This is a genomic window from Streptomyces sp. NPDC026301 (assembly GCF_055567935.1).
The window spans coordinates 1-13453 of record NZ_JBVHPN010000014.1 but is presented as its reverse complement, the minus strand read 5'-3'; the positions used below and the strand labels follow the sequence as shown (position 1 = coordinate 13453).

General features: G+C 71.1%; 12 protein-coding genes. 6 read left to right on the top strand and 6 right to left on the bottom strand.

Translation table 11 applies throughout. The features are described from left to right. Nucleotides 1–29 precede the first annotated feature (29 nt). The 4 genes from ACZ4MH_RS24095 to ACZ4MH_RS24080 form a co-directional block, all read right to left on the bottom strand. Nucleotides 30–236 carry a CDGSH iron-sulfur domain-containing protein gene (locus tag ACZ4MH_RS24095; protein WP_351596961.1) on the bottom strand — a complete coding sequence of 69 codons (207 nt, stop codon included), beginning with the start codon at nucleotides 234–236 and terminating at the stop codon, nucleotides 30–32. 22 nt (nucleotides 237–258) lie between these two features. Next, nucleotides 259–912 carry a HemK2/MTQ2 family protein methyltransferase gene (locus tag ACZ4MH_RS24090; RefSeq protein ID WP_351596963.1) on the bottom strand — a complete coding sequence of 218 codons (654 nt, stop codon included), beginning with the start codon at nucleotides 910–912 and terminating at the stop codon, nucleotides 259–261. Nucleotides 913–963: 51 nt separating this feature from the next. After that, a complete protein-coding gene (locus ACZ4MH_RS24085) occupies nucleotides 964–1983 on the bottom strand; it encodes an iron-containing redox enzyme family protein (protein WP_351596966.1) in 1020 nt (339 codons plus the stop codon). Nucleotides 1984–2051: 68 nt separating this feature from the next. Continuing rightward, nucleotides 2052–2840 (bottom strand): SigB/SigF/SigG family RNA polymerase sigma factor, encoded by a 789-nt coding sequence (locus ACZ4MH_RS24080; protein ID WP_351596969.1) that lies wholly within the window; start codon nucleotides 2838–2840, stop codon nucleotides 2052–2054. A gap of 363 nt (nucleotides 2841–3203) precedes the next feature. On the opposite strand from ACZ4MH_RS24080, the gene ACZ4MH_RS24075 reads away from it, so the two are divergent. After that, nucleotides 3204–3545, top strand: coding sequence for a DUF6479 family protein (locus tag ACZ4MH_RS24075; protein ID WP_351596972.1), 342 nt, complete (start codon nucleotides 3204–3206; stop codon nucleotides 3543–3545). Between the two features lie 204 nt (nucleotides 3546–3749). Beyond that, nucleotides 3750–5444: a cytochrome bc1 complex cytochrome b subunit gene (gene qcrB / locus ACZ4MH_RS24070; protein WP_467754674.1), complete on the top strand. Its 1695-nt coding sequence runs from the start codon at nucleotides 3750–3752 to the stop codon at nucleotides 5442–5444. A 16-nt stretch (nucleotides 5445–5460) separates the two neighbouring features. On the opposite strand, the gene ctaF is transcribed toward qcrB, so the two are convergent. Together ctaF and ctaD are read right to left on the bottom strand one after the other, a co-directional pair. Next, nucleotides 5461–5844, bottom strand: coding sequence for an aa3-type cytochrome oxidase subunit IV (gene ctaF, locus ACZ4MH_RS24065; RefSeq protein ID WP_351596978.1), 384 nt, complete (start codon nucleotides 5842–5844; stop codon nucleotides 5461–5463). After that, the gene (gene ctaD / locus ACZ4MH_RS24060) at nucleotides 5841–7550 is read right to left on the bottom strand and encodes an aa3-type cytochrome oxidase subunit I (protein WP_467754673.1); all 1710 of its coding nucleotides are present in this window, start codon (nucleotides 7548–7550) and stop codon (nucleotides 5841–5843) included. The genes ctaF and ctaD overlap by 4 nt, the downstream gene beginning before the upstream one ends. Nucleotides 7551–7807: 257 nt before the next feature. On the opposite strand from ctaD, the gene ACZ4MH_RS24055 reads away from it, so the two are divergent. The 4 genes from ACZ4MH_RS24055 (at nucleotide 7808) to ACZ4MH_RS24040 (ending at nucleotide 13312) form a co-directional block, all read left to right on the top strand. Beyond that, nucleotides 7808–9865, top strand: coding sequence for a phosphocholine-specific phospholipase C (locus ACZ4MH_RS24055; protein WP_351596981.1), 2058 nt, complete (start codon nucleotides 7808–7810; stop codon nucleotides 9863–9865). A gap of 253 nt (nucleotides 9866–10118) precedes the next feature. Further along, on the top strand, nucleotides 10119–11117 hold the full coding sequence (locus tag ACZ4MH_RS24050; protein WP_351597004.1) for a PP2C family protein-serine/threonine phosphatase: 999 nt from the start codon (nucleotides 10119–10121) through the stop codon (nucleotides 11115–11117). A 132-nt stretch (nucleotides 11118–11249) separates the two neighbouring features. Then, nucleotides 11250–11765 (top strand): hypothetical protein, encoded by a 516-nt coding sequence (locus ACZ4MH_RS24045; protein ID WP_351596984.1) that lies wholly within the window; start codon nucleotides 11250–11252, stop codon nucleotides 11763–11765. Nucleotides 11766–11872: 107 nt separating this feature from the next. Then, nucleotides 11873–13312, top strand: a complete 1440-nt coding sequence (locus ACZ4MH_RS24040; protein ID WP_351596987.1) for a flotillin family protein — start codon at nucleotides 11873–11875, stop codon at nucleotides 13310–13312. The last annotated feature ends 141 nt before the right edge of the window (nucleotides 13313–13453 follow it).

Sequence of the window (13453 nt, the reverse complement as noted above, 5' to 3'; positions counted from 1 at the left end):
ATCGCCGGCCACCGGCGCCCGCGCGCGCGTCAGCGTCGCGCGCGGCGCCGGTGGCTGGTGTCGCACCAGGGGTAACGCTTGCTGCGCCGGCACCTGCACAGGGCCACGCAGAAGCGGTCGGAGGAGACGACCGTGCCGTCCTCCAGCCGCACCTCGACCGGGCCCTCGATCAGCAGCGGCCCGTCCTTCTGGAGGGTGATGCGGCGTACGGCACGGGGCCCGGCCGGTTCGGACACTTCTTTTTCAGACGCTTCTTTTTCAGACGCTGCGCTCGGCACGGATGACCACCAGCTCTTCCTTCTCCTCGTCGGGTGCCACCAGGCCCTGGCCGTGCAGCCAGCCCTGCCGCGACCGCAGGACCGGTCCGAAGGGCACATAGCGGTGCTCCACCACCACGGCGTCCAGCCCCGCCTCCCGCAGCAGCCGCAGCGTGGGCCCGGTACCGCTGAGCGCCGAGTGCACGAGCAGCAGGGCGCCGCCGGGCGCCAGCAGCCGCGGCGCTTCCCGGCAGATCCGGTCCAGCACCAGCCGCCCGTCGTGCCCGGCGTCCCAGGCCCGCGCGCTGCCGCGCCGGGGCAGCACCGCCTCGGGTGCCGGGACGTAGGGCGGGTTCGTCAGGATCAGGTCGAAGCGCCGCCCGGCCACGGGACCGAAGAGGCTGCCGCGCAGTACGCGTACCGGCAGCCGCGCCAGCCGGGCGTTGAGCCGGGCCGCGAGGACCGCGCGCCAGGAGATGTCGACGGCGGTGACCTCGCCGCCGCGCCGGGCCGCCGCGAGCGCCAGCGCGCCGGTGCCGGTACCGATGTCCAGCACCCGCGCGCCCGGCACCAGCGGCTCGTGCTCCAGCACTTCGGCGAGCAGCGCCGTGTCGTCCTGTGGGGGGTAGACCCCCGGAAGCGTTATCAGAGGCACAAAGCAGAAGTACCCGGATAAATCGCTTTCAGTGGCCGGTGCACGGGAGGGTTACGGTACGTGCGCGAGGTCCGGCCCGAGCGCCACCCGCAGTGACGACTCCCCCGCCCGCCAGGCCGCCAGCAGCCGTGCGCCGAAGCGGTCCTCCAGGAAGCCGGTGGCGTCGATGCCGAAGGCGACGTCCCGCTCCAGGTGCGGCTCGGCCGCCAGCAGCCCGTCCACGACCTCGTGCCGTACGACCTGTTCGTGCACCGCGTCGGCCTCGACGTGCTCGGTGTAGAAGAACTCGGCGGCCGGCCCCGCGCCCGCGCGCCGCATCGCCGCGGCCAGCCGGCGGGAGGCGGGCGAGGAGGTCACCTCGACCGCGGCGAAGTGCCCGACGAGCGCTCCGCGCAGCGCCCGGTGCAGCCCGAAGAGGGACATCAGGTTGACCAGGGCCAGCATCTCCGCGCTGCCCGCGTCGAGGTAGCGCCCGTACGTGGTGTCCAGGCCGAGGTCCGTCATCAGGTCCGCGAAGAGCTGTGCGTGCACCCGCTCGGGGCGCCCGCCGCCGAACTCGTCGAACTCCACCGCGGCCATCCCCGCCTTGGCCCGCCCCCACAGCCGCGGCAGCACCCAGGCGTGCGGATCGGCCTCCTTGAGGTGGTACAGGCTGCGCTGGGCGGCGTACTCGCGCAGCTGAGCGCGGGTGCCGGAGCGTTCCAGCAGGTGCGGGACGCCGTCCCCGCCGACCGGCTCGACCAGCAGCTCGTCCAGCGCCCCGGCCGCGTCCTCGTGCCGCGTGGCGTCGGCCCGCAGCGCGTCGAGGAAGCGCCGCTCCAGTACGGCGCGCAGGCGCAGCAGGTCGGGGTCCCACTCCAGCGCGGGATCCACGCCGGCGAAGCCGCGGTAGTGCAGTTCGTACGCCACGTACAGGGCCAGCTGCAGGTCGTCGCCGTACGGGTCGGCGGTGGCGGCCGCGGCCGCGTCGTCCGCGGCCGGCGGGCCGCCGCCGCGCAGCGCGGTGATCACGGCCGCGGAGACGGGACCCCGGTCCCGGGGCAGCTCGGGACCGGTCGGCTCGTCGCTCATCGCTGTTCTTCACCCCTGACGTCGTCGGTGACTCGCACGGCCACCGGGTGCCCGTCACGCCTGCGGTGTCACGCCTGCGGTGTCACCTCGACGCGCACCAGGCGGCAGCACCGCTGCAGGATGCGGGAGACGTGCATCTGCGAGATGCCGACCTCCTCGGCGATCTGGCTCTGCGTCATGTCGCGGAAGAACCGCAGGTAGAGGATGGCGCGGTCGCGCGGCGGCAGGGCCCGCAGCACCGGCGCCGCGCACATCCGCTCCTCGACCAGCTCCAGCTCCGGATCCTCGTCACCCAGGAAGTCGGCGAGGTGGAAGGAGTGGCCCGCGTCCGTGCTCATGGGGCACTCCAGCGACAGCGCCGTGTACGCCCCCTGCGCCTCCAGGCCCAGCACCACGTCCTCCTCGGACAGGCCGGTGTGCTCGGCCAGGTCGCCGATGGTGAGGGAGCCGGAGCCGTTGCGGAATTCCAGCTGCTCGCGTGCCTGGTGGACGGTGGCCCGCAGCTCCTGCGTGCGGCGCGGCACGTGTACGGCCCACAGGTCGTCCCGGAAGTGCCGTCGCAGCTCACCGAGGATCGTCGGGATCGCGTACGCGGGAAAGGGCGTGCCCGAGGTCGGGTCGAACCGGTCGACGGCCTTGAGCAGGCCGACCGCGGCGACCTGCCGCAGGTCCTCCTCGGTCTCGCCGCGCCCGCTGTAGCGGCGGGCGAGGCGGTTGGCCATCGGCAGCCAGCCGCAGACGATCTCCTCGCGGAGCCGCTTCCTGACCGGCCCGTCCTCCAGCTCGGCCAGCCGGGCGAAGGCGGCGTCGGTGTCCGGAGCATCCTGATGGCGGCGGAGCGCGGTGGTGGCGGCCATGGCCCTTCCCTTCCGTCGGGATTCCGGCACCGGCAGAATCACCGGGAACGGCGGCTTTTGCCGCGCGTTACCGGCTGCCGGGCAGTTGTTGCTTTCCGGCTGAAACACTTGTTTCCGAAACCACCGGCCGGGTACCCGGACATACGAGCACCGCCCGGCGGCGAATCCTCGGCTCACTGCCCACATTTTCTCACTTCGCCGCCCGGCGCACCGTGGGCGCTGCTTTCCGCGGCCGCTCACGGGGGCGGTGCGGCGGAAGCGCCCTGGCAGCACCGTGCGCACACGCCGATGCGGCCCGGAAATCCACGCTCGTCCGAATGTGTGACACGTGTCGTTTCCGGTATTCGCGGGTACCCGGCCGACATGACCAGCTATGAGTCCCTGGCGGCTCCCAACCGCGACCTGCTCGTCGGCATCGGTCCGTTCGTCGTGGGCCTCGTCGTCGTGCTCCTGCTCATCGGTGCCGTGGCCCTCGGCCTGCGGCGCAAGCGGTCGCGGCCGGCCTCCGCCGAAGAACAGCCGAAGACACCCACGGATCCCCGCGGATACGAAACGGGAATGCGCACGGGCGATGAGGTCACGCAGGACGGTCACCGCCGCACTCCGTACGAGTTCGACGGCACGCGCGGTACTCGCCCGGACGAGGAAGGCAAAAAGCCGGGGAAATGGCAGGAGGGCCACAGCGGCTCCTTCGGTAACGGCTGAGGCCCCGGGCGCGCGGCGCCGGGCCGCCGCCCGCCCGTGAAGCGGCCGAGCGCGGAGAACGCGACCGGCCGCGCTTGGCCATGCCCCCGTCCAGCACCTTTCCGTCCGCTCCGCCGAACGGCTGAACAAACCGGCCGGGCGGCGGCGTCGCGGCCCCTTTCCGGATTGTCTCCGAACCGTACCGGTTAGCCATGCAAGGAAGTCATGAGCGGCGGCCGGGCCACGGGCCCCGGAGGGAGTTCGGTGCAGGTGTTCCGACGGCGCGGGGCCCGGCTGGAGGAGCGGGCCGAGGGGGCGGCCGTCACCGCGTTCACCGCCCTCGACCAGCGGCTTCCCCTCGCCGAGGGGGCCAAGGCACTGCTCCGCAAGGCATTCCCCGACCACTGGTCCTTCCTGCTCGGGGAAATCGCGCTCTACAGTTTCGTCGTGCTGGTGATCACCGGCACCTATCTGACACTGTTCTTCGACCCGAGCATGGCGGAGACCGTCTATCACGGCCGGCACATTCCGCTGGACGGCACGCGGATGTCGCACGCGTACGCCTCCACCCTTGACATCAGTTTCGAGGTGCGCGGCGGGCTGCTCATCCGGCAGATTCATCACTGGTCGTCCCTGGTGTTCCTGGCCGCGATCGGCATCCATCTGCTCCGGGTCTTTTTCACCGGGGCCTTCCGGCGGCCGCGCGAGCTGAACTGGATGGTCGGCGTCACGCTTTTCATGCTGGCGATGCTGGAAGGCTTCGCCGGTTACTCCCTGCCGGACGATTCACTGTCCGGCACGGGGCTGCGCACCGCCAATGCCATCGTGACCTCCATTCCCCTCGTCGGCACCTATCTCAATTTCTTCCTCTGGCAGGGCGCGTATCCGGGGACGGCCATCATTCCGCGCCTGTACGTGCTGCACATCCTGCTCATCCCGGGAATCATCATCGCGCTGATCAGCCTGCACCTGTTGCTCGTGGTGACCCTGAAACACACGCACTGGAACAAGCCCGGCCACACCAACAGGAACGTCGTCGGACAGCCGATGGTCCCGCACTTCACCGTGAAGACCACCGGCTTCCTGCTGATGATTTTCGGCGTACTTGCCTGCCTCGGCGCACTGGCCCAGATCAATCCGGTCTGGGATTACGGCCCGTACCGCCCGGATCAGGTGTCCACCGGCGTCCAGCCCGACTGGTACGTGGGATTCCTGGAGGGCGGCCTGCGGCTCATGCCGCCTTTCGAGACGAACCTGTGGGGCCACACGGTCATGTGGAACGTCTTCATTCCCACGCTCGTGCTTCCAGGCCTGCTGTTCGTCTCGCTGTACCTCTATCCCTACTTCGAGCGCTGGGTGACCGGGGACCGCGCCGAGCACCATCTGTGCGACCGGCCGCGGAACCGGCCCACCCGTACCGGGCTCGGCGTGGCCGCGGTCGTCTTCTACGCCGTGCTGCTGCTGGCGGGCGGCAACGACGTCACCGCCTACAGCTTCCGGATCTCGGTCAACGCGCTCACGTGGGTGCTGCGGATCGCCCTCGTCCTCGGGCCGGTCGCCGCCTTCTGGCTCACCAAGCGGCTCTGCCTCGCCCTGCAGGCGGCGGACCGCGAGCTGCTGACCAAGGGCGAGGAGACCGGCGAGGTGACCCAGAGCGTCTACGGCGCGCTGGGCGAAGGGCACACCGGCATCTCCGCCGAGCGGAAGTACGTCATCCTCGTCCGCGACGTACCCGAGCCGCTGCCCCGCCCGGCGGCCGGGCTCACCTCGCGCGGCCGGCGGCTGCGGATCGCGCTGAGCGGCTGGTACTACCGCGATCACGTACCGCTCCCGGCCAGTCCCGAGCAGCGGCTGGAGATCAGCGAGCGCACCGCGAGCCCGGACCGGGAGGCCGCGGAGGCGCCGGACTCCTCCCGGTAGCGCCGGCGTCGGCCGGCTACCGGTCGTTGAACTCGAAGACCATCCCGAAGGCGCCCGCCACCAGCACGCCGAAGCCGATCAGGAAGAGCCACAGCCCGAAGACGATGCCCAGTCCGGCGACCGCCGCGCCCAGCGCGGTCAGCGGCGGGTAGCCGCTCTTGGGCGGGAAGAAGTCCAGCCGGCCGGCCCGGTGCATGACCTCCCCCTGCCGCTCGTCCTCCGGCCGGGGCCCCCTGCGCCGGTGGTTCGTCGCGCAGAAGAAGGACACCACCGCGGCCATCAGGCAGGAGACGGTCAGCGCCGCCACGCCCGCCGGCTCCAGGGAGGTCAGCGCGTAGACGACGTCCACGACGAAGAAGAACCCCGCCGCCCCGCCGAAAAGGTATGCCTCGGCTTTCATCGGCTCTGCTCTCCGTGCGTGTCGGGGGTCGGCTCCACCGTCCCGCGCTCCCCGCCCGGCAGCCGGTACGCCTCGGGATGGTGCAGGTCGAAGGCGGGCGAGTCGGAGCGGACGCGGGGCAGCGCGTGGAAGTTGTGCCGGGGCGGCGGGCAGGAGGTGGCCCATTCCAGCGACCGGCCCCAGCCCCAGGGGTCGTCCACGCCGACCTTCGCCGCGTACTTGGTGGTCTTCCAGACGTTGTAGAGGAACGGCAGCGTGGACAGGCCGAGGAGGAAGGCGCCGACGGAGGAGACGGTGTTGAGGACGGTGAAGCCGTCGGCCGCGAGGTAGTCGGCGTACCGCCGGGGCATGCCTTCCGAGCCCAGCCAGTGCTGGACGAGGAAGGTGGTCTGGAAGCCGACGAAGAGCGTCCAGAAGTGGATCTTCCCCAGCCGTTCGTCGAGCATCCGGCCGGTCAGCTTCGGCCACCAGAAGTAGAAGCCGCCGAACATCGCGAAGACCACCGTCCCGAACAGGACGTAGTGCAGGTGGGCGACGATGAAGTAGGTGTCGGTGACGTGGAAGTCCAGCGGCGGGGAGGCGATCAGGACCCCGCTCAGCCCGCCGAGCAGGAAGGTCACCAGGAAGCCGGCGGCCCACAGCATCGGCGTCTCGAACGACAGCGAGCCCCGCCACATCGTGCCGATCCAGTTGAAGAACTTCACACCGGTGGGCGCGGCGATCAGGAAGGACATCAGCGAGAAGAACGGCAGCAGCACCATGCCGGTGGCGAACATGTGGTGTGCCCAGACGGTCGCCGAGAGCATCGTGATGGCGATGGTCGCGCCGACCATGCCGACATAGCCGAAGATCGGTTTACGGCTGAAGACCGGCACGATCTCGGTGATCACGCCGAAGAACGGCAGCGCCACGATGTAGACCTCGGGGTGCCCGAAGAACCAGAACAGGTGCTGCCAGAGGATCGAGCCGCCGTACGCCGCGTCGAAGACGTGCGCCCCGAATTTGCGGTCCGCGAGCAGCGCGAAGAGCGCGGCGGTCAGGACCGGGAAGGCCAGCAGGGCGAGGATCGAGGTGAAGAGGACGTTCCAGGTGAAGATCGGCATCCGGAACATCGTCATGCCGGGCGCGCGCAGGGTCATGATGGTCGCGATGAAGTTCACCGAGCCCAGCGTCGTGCTGAGCCCGGACAGGATCAGGCCCATCGCCCACAGGTCACCGCCCTCCCCCGGCGTCCGGACGGCGCCGTTGAGCGGTGCGTACGCGAACCAGCCGAAGGACGCCGCGCCCTGCGGGGTGAGGAAGCCGGAGACGACCATCAGGCCGCCGAAGAGGAACAGCCAGTAGGTCAGCGCGTTCAGCCGGGGGAAGGCGACGTCCGGCGCGCCGATCTGCAGTGGCATGACGGCGTTGGCGAAGCCGGCGAACATCGGCGTCGCGAAGAGCAGCATCATGATCGTGCCGTGGATGGTGAACAGCTGGTTGTACTGCTCGGCCGTGACCAGCTGCAGTCCGGGGCGGGCCAGTTCGGTCCGCATCAGCATGGCCAGCAACCCCGCGAACAGGAAGAACGCGAAGGCGGTCACGAGGTAGAGGTTGCCGATCACCTTGTGGTCGGTGGTGGTCAGCCAGCCGCGGATCCGGCTGCCGGTCTCGATCCGGCGCCTCGCGGCGGCTGCCGCGCGCGCCTGCCGCTCAACGTGGACCACCGATAGCCTCCGTCCGACCGGTCCGACATCCGCCAGCCTGACATCACCGGCGGCGTTTGCCGCGGTCCGCAGCGCCCCGCGGCCGGCCGCCACCCGTAAGGAGCACCCACGGTTCGGCTCACGGTCAGGTCATCGGCACCTCTTGGTCACGTAATGATCGCGAGGCGGGGTTTCGCTGCGTGCGCAGACGCCGCAAGAATTACTTCGCGCACCATGCGTCTCTCGTGCCCCCCACCTGACGAAGAGGTCACCCGCCCATGTCGCATCTGGACCGCCGCCGCTTCCTGCAACTCGCCGGAGGCACCGCGGCCTTCACCGCGCTGTCGGGCAGCATCGCCCGCGCCGCCGCGATCCCGGCACAGCACCGCTCCGGCACCATCGACGACGTCGAGCACATCGTCGTACTGATGCAGGAGAACCGGTCCTTCGACCACTACTTCGGCTCGCTGCGCGGCGTGCGCGGCTTCGGCGACCCGCGCCCGGTGAACCTGGCGAGCGGCAAGTCGGTCTGGCACCAGCCGGACGGCACGAAGGAGGTGCTGCCGTTCCGGCCGGACGCCGACGACCTGGGCCTGCAGTTCATCCAGGACCTCAACCACGACTGGGCGGGCAGCCACAAGGCGTGGAACAACGGCAAGTACGACCAGTGGATACCCGCCAAGTCGGCGACGACCATGGCGTATCTGACGCGCGAGGACATCCCGTTCCACTACGCGCTCGCCGACACCTTCACCATCTGCGACGCGTACCACTGCTCACTGATCGGCTCCACCGACCCCAACCGCTACTACCTGTGGTCCGGGTACACCGGCAACGACGGCAGCGGCGGCGGCCCGGTCCTCGGCAACGAGGAGGCCGGATACAGCTGGACCACCTACCCCGAGCGGCTGGAGAAGGCCGGCGTCTCCTGGAAGATCTACCAGGACATCGGCGACGGGCTCGACGCGAACGGCAAGTGGGGCTGGATCGACGACGCGTACCGGGGCACGTACGGCGACAACTCGCTGCTGTACTTCAACCAGTACCGCAACGCCAAGCCCGGCGACCCGCTGTACGACAAGGCCCGCACCGGCACGAACGTCAAGAAGGGCGACGGCCTCTTCGATCAGCTCAAGGCCGACGTCAAGGGCGGGAAGCTGCCCAAGATCTCCTGGATCGTGGCCCCCGAGGCGTTCACCGAGCACCCCAACTGGCCCGCGAATTACGGCGCCTGGTACGTCTCCCAGGTCCTGGACGCGCTCACCTCCGACCCCGAGGTGTGGAGCAAGACCGCGCTGTTCCTGACCTACGACGAGAACGACGGCTTCTTCGACCACGTCGTGCCGCCGTACCCGCCGTCCTCCGACTCCCAGGGCCGCTCCACCGTGGACGTCGGCCCGGACCTCTACAAGGGCGGCAAGGGGTACGCGGCGGGCCCGTACGGCCTGGGCCAGCGGGTGCCGATGCTGGTCCTCTCGCCCTGGAGCAAGGGCGGCTACGTCTGCTCCGAGACCTTCGACCACACCTCCGTGATCCGCTTCATGGAGCGCCGTTTCGGCGTCCACGAGCCGAACATCTCGCCCTGGCGCCGGTCCGTCTGCGGCGACCTGACCTCGGCCTTCGACTTCGCGCAGCCGGACACCCGGCCGGCCGACCTGCCGGACACCGAGGGCTACCGCCCGCCGGACGGTGACCGGCACCCCGACTACGTCCCCAAGCCTCCGGCCAACCCCTCCCTCCCCCGCCAGGAGAAGGGCTCCCGCCCGGCCCGCGCCCTGCCCTACGCCCCGCACGCCGACGGCTCGGCCGACGCCGCGGCCGGGAAGTACACGCTTACCCTCAGCGGCGGCGACAAGACGGGCGCGGCCTTCTACGTGACCGCGGGGAACCGCGGCGACGGCCCCTGGACGTACACCGCGGCGGCCGGCAAGCCGGTCACCGACACCTGGAACACCGCCTACTCCAAGGGCGTCTACGACCTCTCGGTCTTCGGCCCGAACGGCTTCCTGCGCGTCTTCAAGGGGCCCGGCAAGGCAGCGGGCCCGGAGGTGACGGCCCGCCACGACGCCACCACCGGCAATGTGAAGCTCAGCTTCACCAACACCGCCCGCTCCGACGTGGACCTCACCCTGGCCAACGCCTACGGCGGTCCCGACGAGACCTTCAAGGTCCGGGCCGGCGCCACCGTCACCCACACCGTCGACCTGCGCCCGAGCAAGCGCTGGTACGACCTGACGGTGACCTCCGAGGCCGATGCGACGTTCCTGCGCCGCTTCGCCGGCCATGTCGAGACCGGCGAGGCGGGCGTGAGCGACCCGGCGATCCTCACGGCCTGACGGGCACGTCCGGCACCGGACCGGGACACTCTTGCGTCGGTTCGGTAACGGTGGGGGAATTGTCTTGGTTCGGCTGTGCAAAAGTTGCTTAAAGTAACAATGAGATGGCCCTGGCTGATGCCGATCGCCGGGGCCGTCCGTACGCGAGGGGACTGACGAACGGGAGCGGGGGCGCGTGGTGACAGCGGGGCGGGTCGTGAAGGGGCGCAGGCACCCTGCCACCGTGGCCCTGGGCGCCCTCCCCTATGCGGTGATGGCCGTGGTCACGCTGGCCGACCTCACGGCCGGGCCGGCCGCCGGCTTCCTGCCGCTGGTCTCGCTCGGCCCGGCCTTCGCCGGGCTGACCGGCGGCCGGCGGCGCACGGCGCTGATCGGCGTCCTCTCCTTCGTGCTGCGCCTCGTCCTCGGGGTGTACGACGGGCTCTTCTCCGGGCGCCGGGGCTACACCGCCCTGCTCTCGGTCGCCGGGGTCACGGTCGCCGGCGTGGTGGCCGCGGTGATGCGGCAGCGCCGGGAGGCCGAGCTGGCGAACGTACGGTCCATCGCCGAGGTCGCGCAGCGCGTTCTGCTGCGTGCCGTGCCGCGCCGCGCGGGCCGGCTGAGCATGGCGGTCTCGTACACCTCCGCGGTCGCCGATGCACGGATCGGCGGGGACCTGTACGAGGTGGTGGCCTCGCCGTACGGCGTGCGGACGCTCATCGGGGACGTGCAGGGCAAGGGCCTGGAGGCGGTGGAGACGGCCGCGGTGGTCGTCGGCGCCTTCCGGGAGGCCGCGTACGACGAACCGGACCTGGCCGCCGTCGGCGCCCGGCTCGAACGCGCCCTGGAACGGCATCTGCCGGACGAGAAGTTCGTGACCGCGGTGCTCGCCGAGACCGGCGCGGGGACGATGACGCTGCTGAACTACGGCCACCCCGCGCCGCTGGTGGTCCGCCCGGACGGCGGGGTGGCCTACCTGGAGCCGCCGGGCCGCGCCCTGCCGCTGGGCCTCACCGCGCACGGGGAGGAGGGGCCGGAGCCGTACGACGTCGGGTTCGCGCCCGGCGACCAGGTGCTCTTCTACACGGACGGGGTCACCGAGGCGCGGGACGGCGGCGGTCGGTTCTATCCGCTGGACGAGCGCGCCGCGCTGCTCAAGGAACCGGACCCGCAGGCCGCCGTGGACGCCATCCGCGCGGACCTGGTGGCCCACACCGGCGGCCCGCTGCACGACGACGCCGCGATGCTCCTGGTGCGGTACCGCACGAGCTGACCCGGCCGCGCGCACGGTGACCCGGCATCAGAATTGCGTAAAGATTGCCGGGATCCGGCAATGACGTTTTCGGTGAGCAGCTGAAAACATGGCGTTGACCAGGAAAGAATGCGCAACGGGGGAGGTATTCCGATGGCCTGGTTTCTCGGTCTCGGCATCGCAGGCATCGTGGTGCTGGCCCTCTCGCTCGTCCTCGACGGGGTGCTGGAAGGGCTCTTCGGCGGCCTCGGCGTGCTCGACGGCCTCTTCGACGGGCTGCTGTCGCTGCCGGTGATCGCCGGATTCGTCTCGATGCTCGGCTTCGGAGGCGCGCTCGTACTGGGCACCACCGGCCTCGGGGCCGGCCCGGCCGCCGCGGCCGGCACCCTCGCCGGCCTCGCCGCCGGCTGGCTGACCTGGCGCGCCTGCCGGGCGCTGATGCGCGATCAGACCGTGGCGACCCCACGCGGGGACGACCTCGTCGGGACCGCGGGCTCGGTCGTCACCGCCATCCCGGCCGACGGCTACGGCGAGGTACTGCTGCGGCTCGCGGGCCAGCCGGTGAAGCTCGCGGCCCGCGGCGACGCGCCCATCGAGCGCGGCGCCGAGATCTGGGTCGCGGCCGCGCTGTCACCGACGTCGGTGGAGGTCCGCGCCGTCGAGCGCTGACCCCTGCGCACCGGACATCCACTCCCGCGTACTTCTCACCCACTGCGTACTTCTCACCAACCGAACCGATCTGCCGTCCGTCCTACGGGGGCAGGGGGGAATTCACCATGAGTCCAGTCCTCACGGCGGTGGCAGGCATCGTCGTCCTCGTCGCACTCCTCGCGCTGGTCGTCATCACGCGCTACAAAGTCGCCGGGCCCAGCGAGGCGTTCATCGTCACCGGCCGGCGCGGCAAGCAGTCCACCGACCCGGAGACCGGCCGGGTCTTCACCGACAACAGCGGCCAGAAGGTCGTGGTCGGCGGCGGCGTCTTCGTCGTGCCGTTCGTGCAGCAGAAGTTCACCCTCGACCTGTCCAGCCGGCACATCCCGGTCGCGGTGCGCGGCGCGGTGACCCTGCGCGGCGTGAAGGGCAACCTCGAAGGCGTCGCGATCGTCAAGGTCGGCGGCACCGAGGACTGCATCCGGGCCGCGGCCCAGCGGTTCCTGCAGCAGCAGGACGAGATCGTCGGCTTCACGCAGGAGGTGCTCTCGGGCGCGCTGCGGGCCATCGTGGGCCGGATGTCCGTGGAGGACGTCATCCGGGACCGGGCCGCGTTCGCCGGGCAGGTCGCCGAGGAGGCCGAGGCCAGCCTGTCCGGGCAGGGCCTGGTGCTGGACGCCTTCCAGATCCACGACATCACCACCGAGGGCTCGTACCTGGAGGACCTCGGCCGCCCCGAGGCCGCCCGCGCCAAGCAGGAGGCCGACATCGCGGAGGCGGTGGCCCGGCGCGCGGCCGAGCAGGCCCGGCTGAAGGCCGAGGAGGAGATCGCGGTCGCGCAGCGGACGTTCGCGCTGCGGCAGGCGGAGATCAAGGCAGAGACGGACGAGGCAGCGGCGCGGGCCGACGCGGCCGGACCGCTCGCCGAGGCGGCGCGCCGCCAGGAGGTCCTCGCCGAGCAGGAGAAGGTCGCGCAGCGGCAGGCCGCGCTGACCGACCGCGAGCTGGACACCAAGGTGCGCAAGCCCGCCGACGCCGCCCGCTACCAGGCCGAGCAGGAGGCCGAGGCGCGCCGGATCGCCTCGGTCAAGGAGGCCGAGGCGGCCGCCGAGCGGGCCCGGCTCACCGGTGAGGGCGAGAAGGCACAGCGTGCGGCGCTCGCCGACGCGGTACGCCTGGAAGGCGAGGCGGAGGCCGCCGCGATCGGCGCGAAGGGCGCGGCGGAGGCCGAGGCCATGCAGAAGAAGGCGGACGCGTTCGCGCAGTACGGTGACGCGGCGGTGCTGCAAATGCTCGTGGAGGTGCTGCCGGAGGTGGTCGGCAAGGCGTCCGAGCCGCTGGCCGCCGTGGACAAGATGACCGTGATCTCCACGGACGGCGCCGGCCGGCTCCCCCGGGCGGTCGCCGACAACGTGGCACAGGGCGTCGAACTGCTCGGCTCCACGACCGGGATCGACCTCCCGGCGCTCCTCAAGGGGATCACCGAAGGCCGGGGCGCCCCGGTGCCGGCGCCGGCCAACGGCAGTACGGCCGCCGCCAACGGAAAGATCGACATCACCGAGTAGACCGGCGTCGGCGAGCAGACCGGCAAGAGCGAGTAGACCGGCATCTGCGTAAGACCTACGGCCGATAGGCCACGCACCTCCCGCCTCCTAGGATCGAACCATCGAACGGGAGGCATTTTCATGGCAGTTGAGCTGAACCAC

What these genes read in the sequence shown, in the direction of transcription:
- qcrB (WP_467754674.1), top strand. Translation starts at nt 3,750, where the DNA reads ATGAGCGGCGGCCGGGCCACGGGCCCCGGAGGGAGTTCGGTGCAGGTG.
- ACZ4MH_RS24085 (WP_351596966.1), bottom strand. Translation starts at nt 1,983, where the DNA reads ATGAGCGACGAGCCGACCGGTCCCGAGCTGCCCCGGGACCGGGGTCCC.
- ACZ4MH_RS24080 (WP_351596969.1), bottom strand. Translation starts at nt 2,840, where the DNA reads ATGGCCGCCACCACCGCGCTCCGCCGCCATCAGGATGCTCCGGACACC.
- ctaF (WP_351596978.1), bottom strand. Translation starts at nt 5,844, where the DNA reads ATGAAAGCCGAGGCATACCTTTTCGGCGGGGCGGCGGGGTTCTTCTTC.
- ACZ4MH_RS24040 (WP_351596987.1), top strand. Translation starts at nt 11,873, where the DNA reads ATGAGTCCAGTCCTCACGGCGGTGGCAGGCATCGTCGTCCTCGTCGCA.
- ACZ4MH_RS24045 (WP_351596984.1), top strand. Translation starts at nt 11,250, where the DNA reads ATGGCCTGGTTTCTCGGTCTCGGCATCGCAGGCATCGTGGTGCTGGCC.
- ACZ4MH_RS24055 (WP_351596981.1), top strand. Translation starts at nt 7,808, where the DNA reads ATGTCGCATCTGGACCGCCGCCGCTTCCTGCAACTCGCCGGAGGCACC.
- ACZ4MH_RS24075 (WP_351596972.1), top strand. Translation starts at nt 3,204, where the DNA reads ATGACCAGCTATGAGTCCCTGGCGGCTCCCAACCGCGACCTGCTCGTC.
- ACZ4MH_RS24050 (WP_351597004.1), top strand. Translation starts at nt 10,119, where the DNA reads ATGGCCGTGGTCACGCTGGCCGACCTCACGGCCGGGCCGGCCGCCGGC.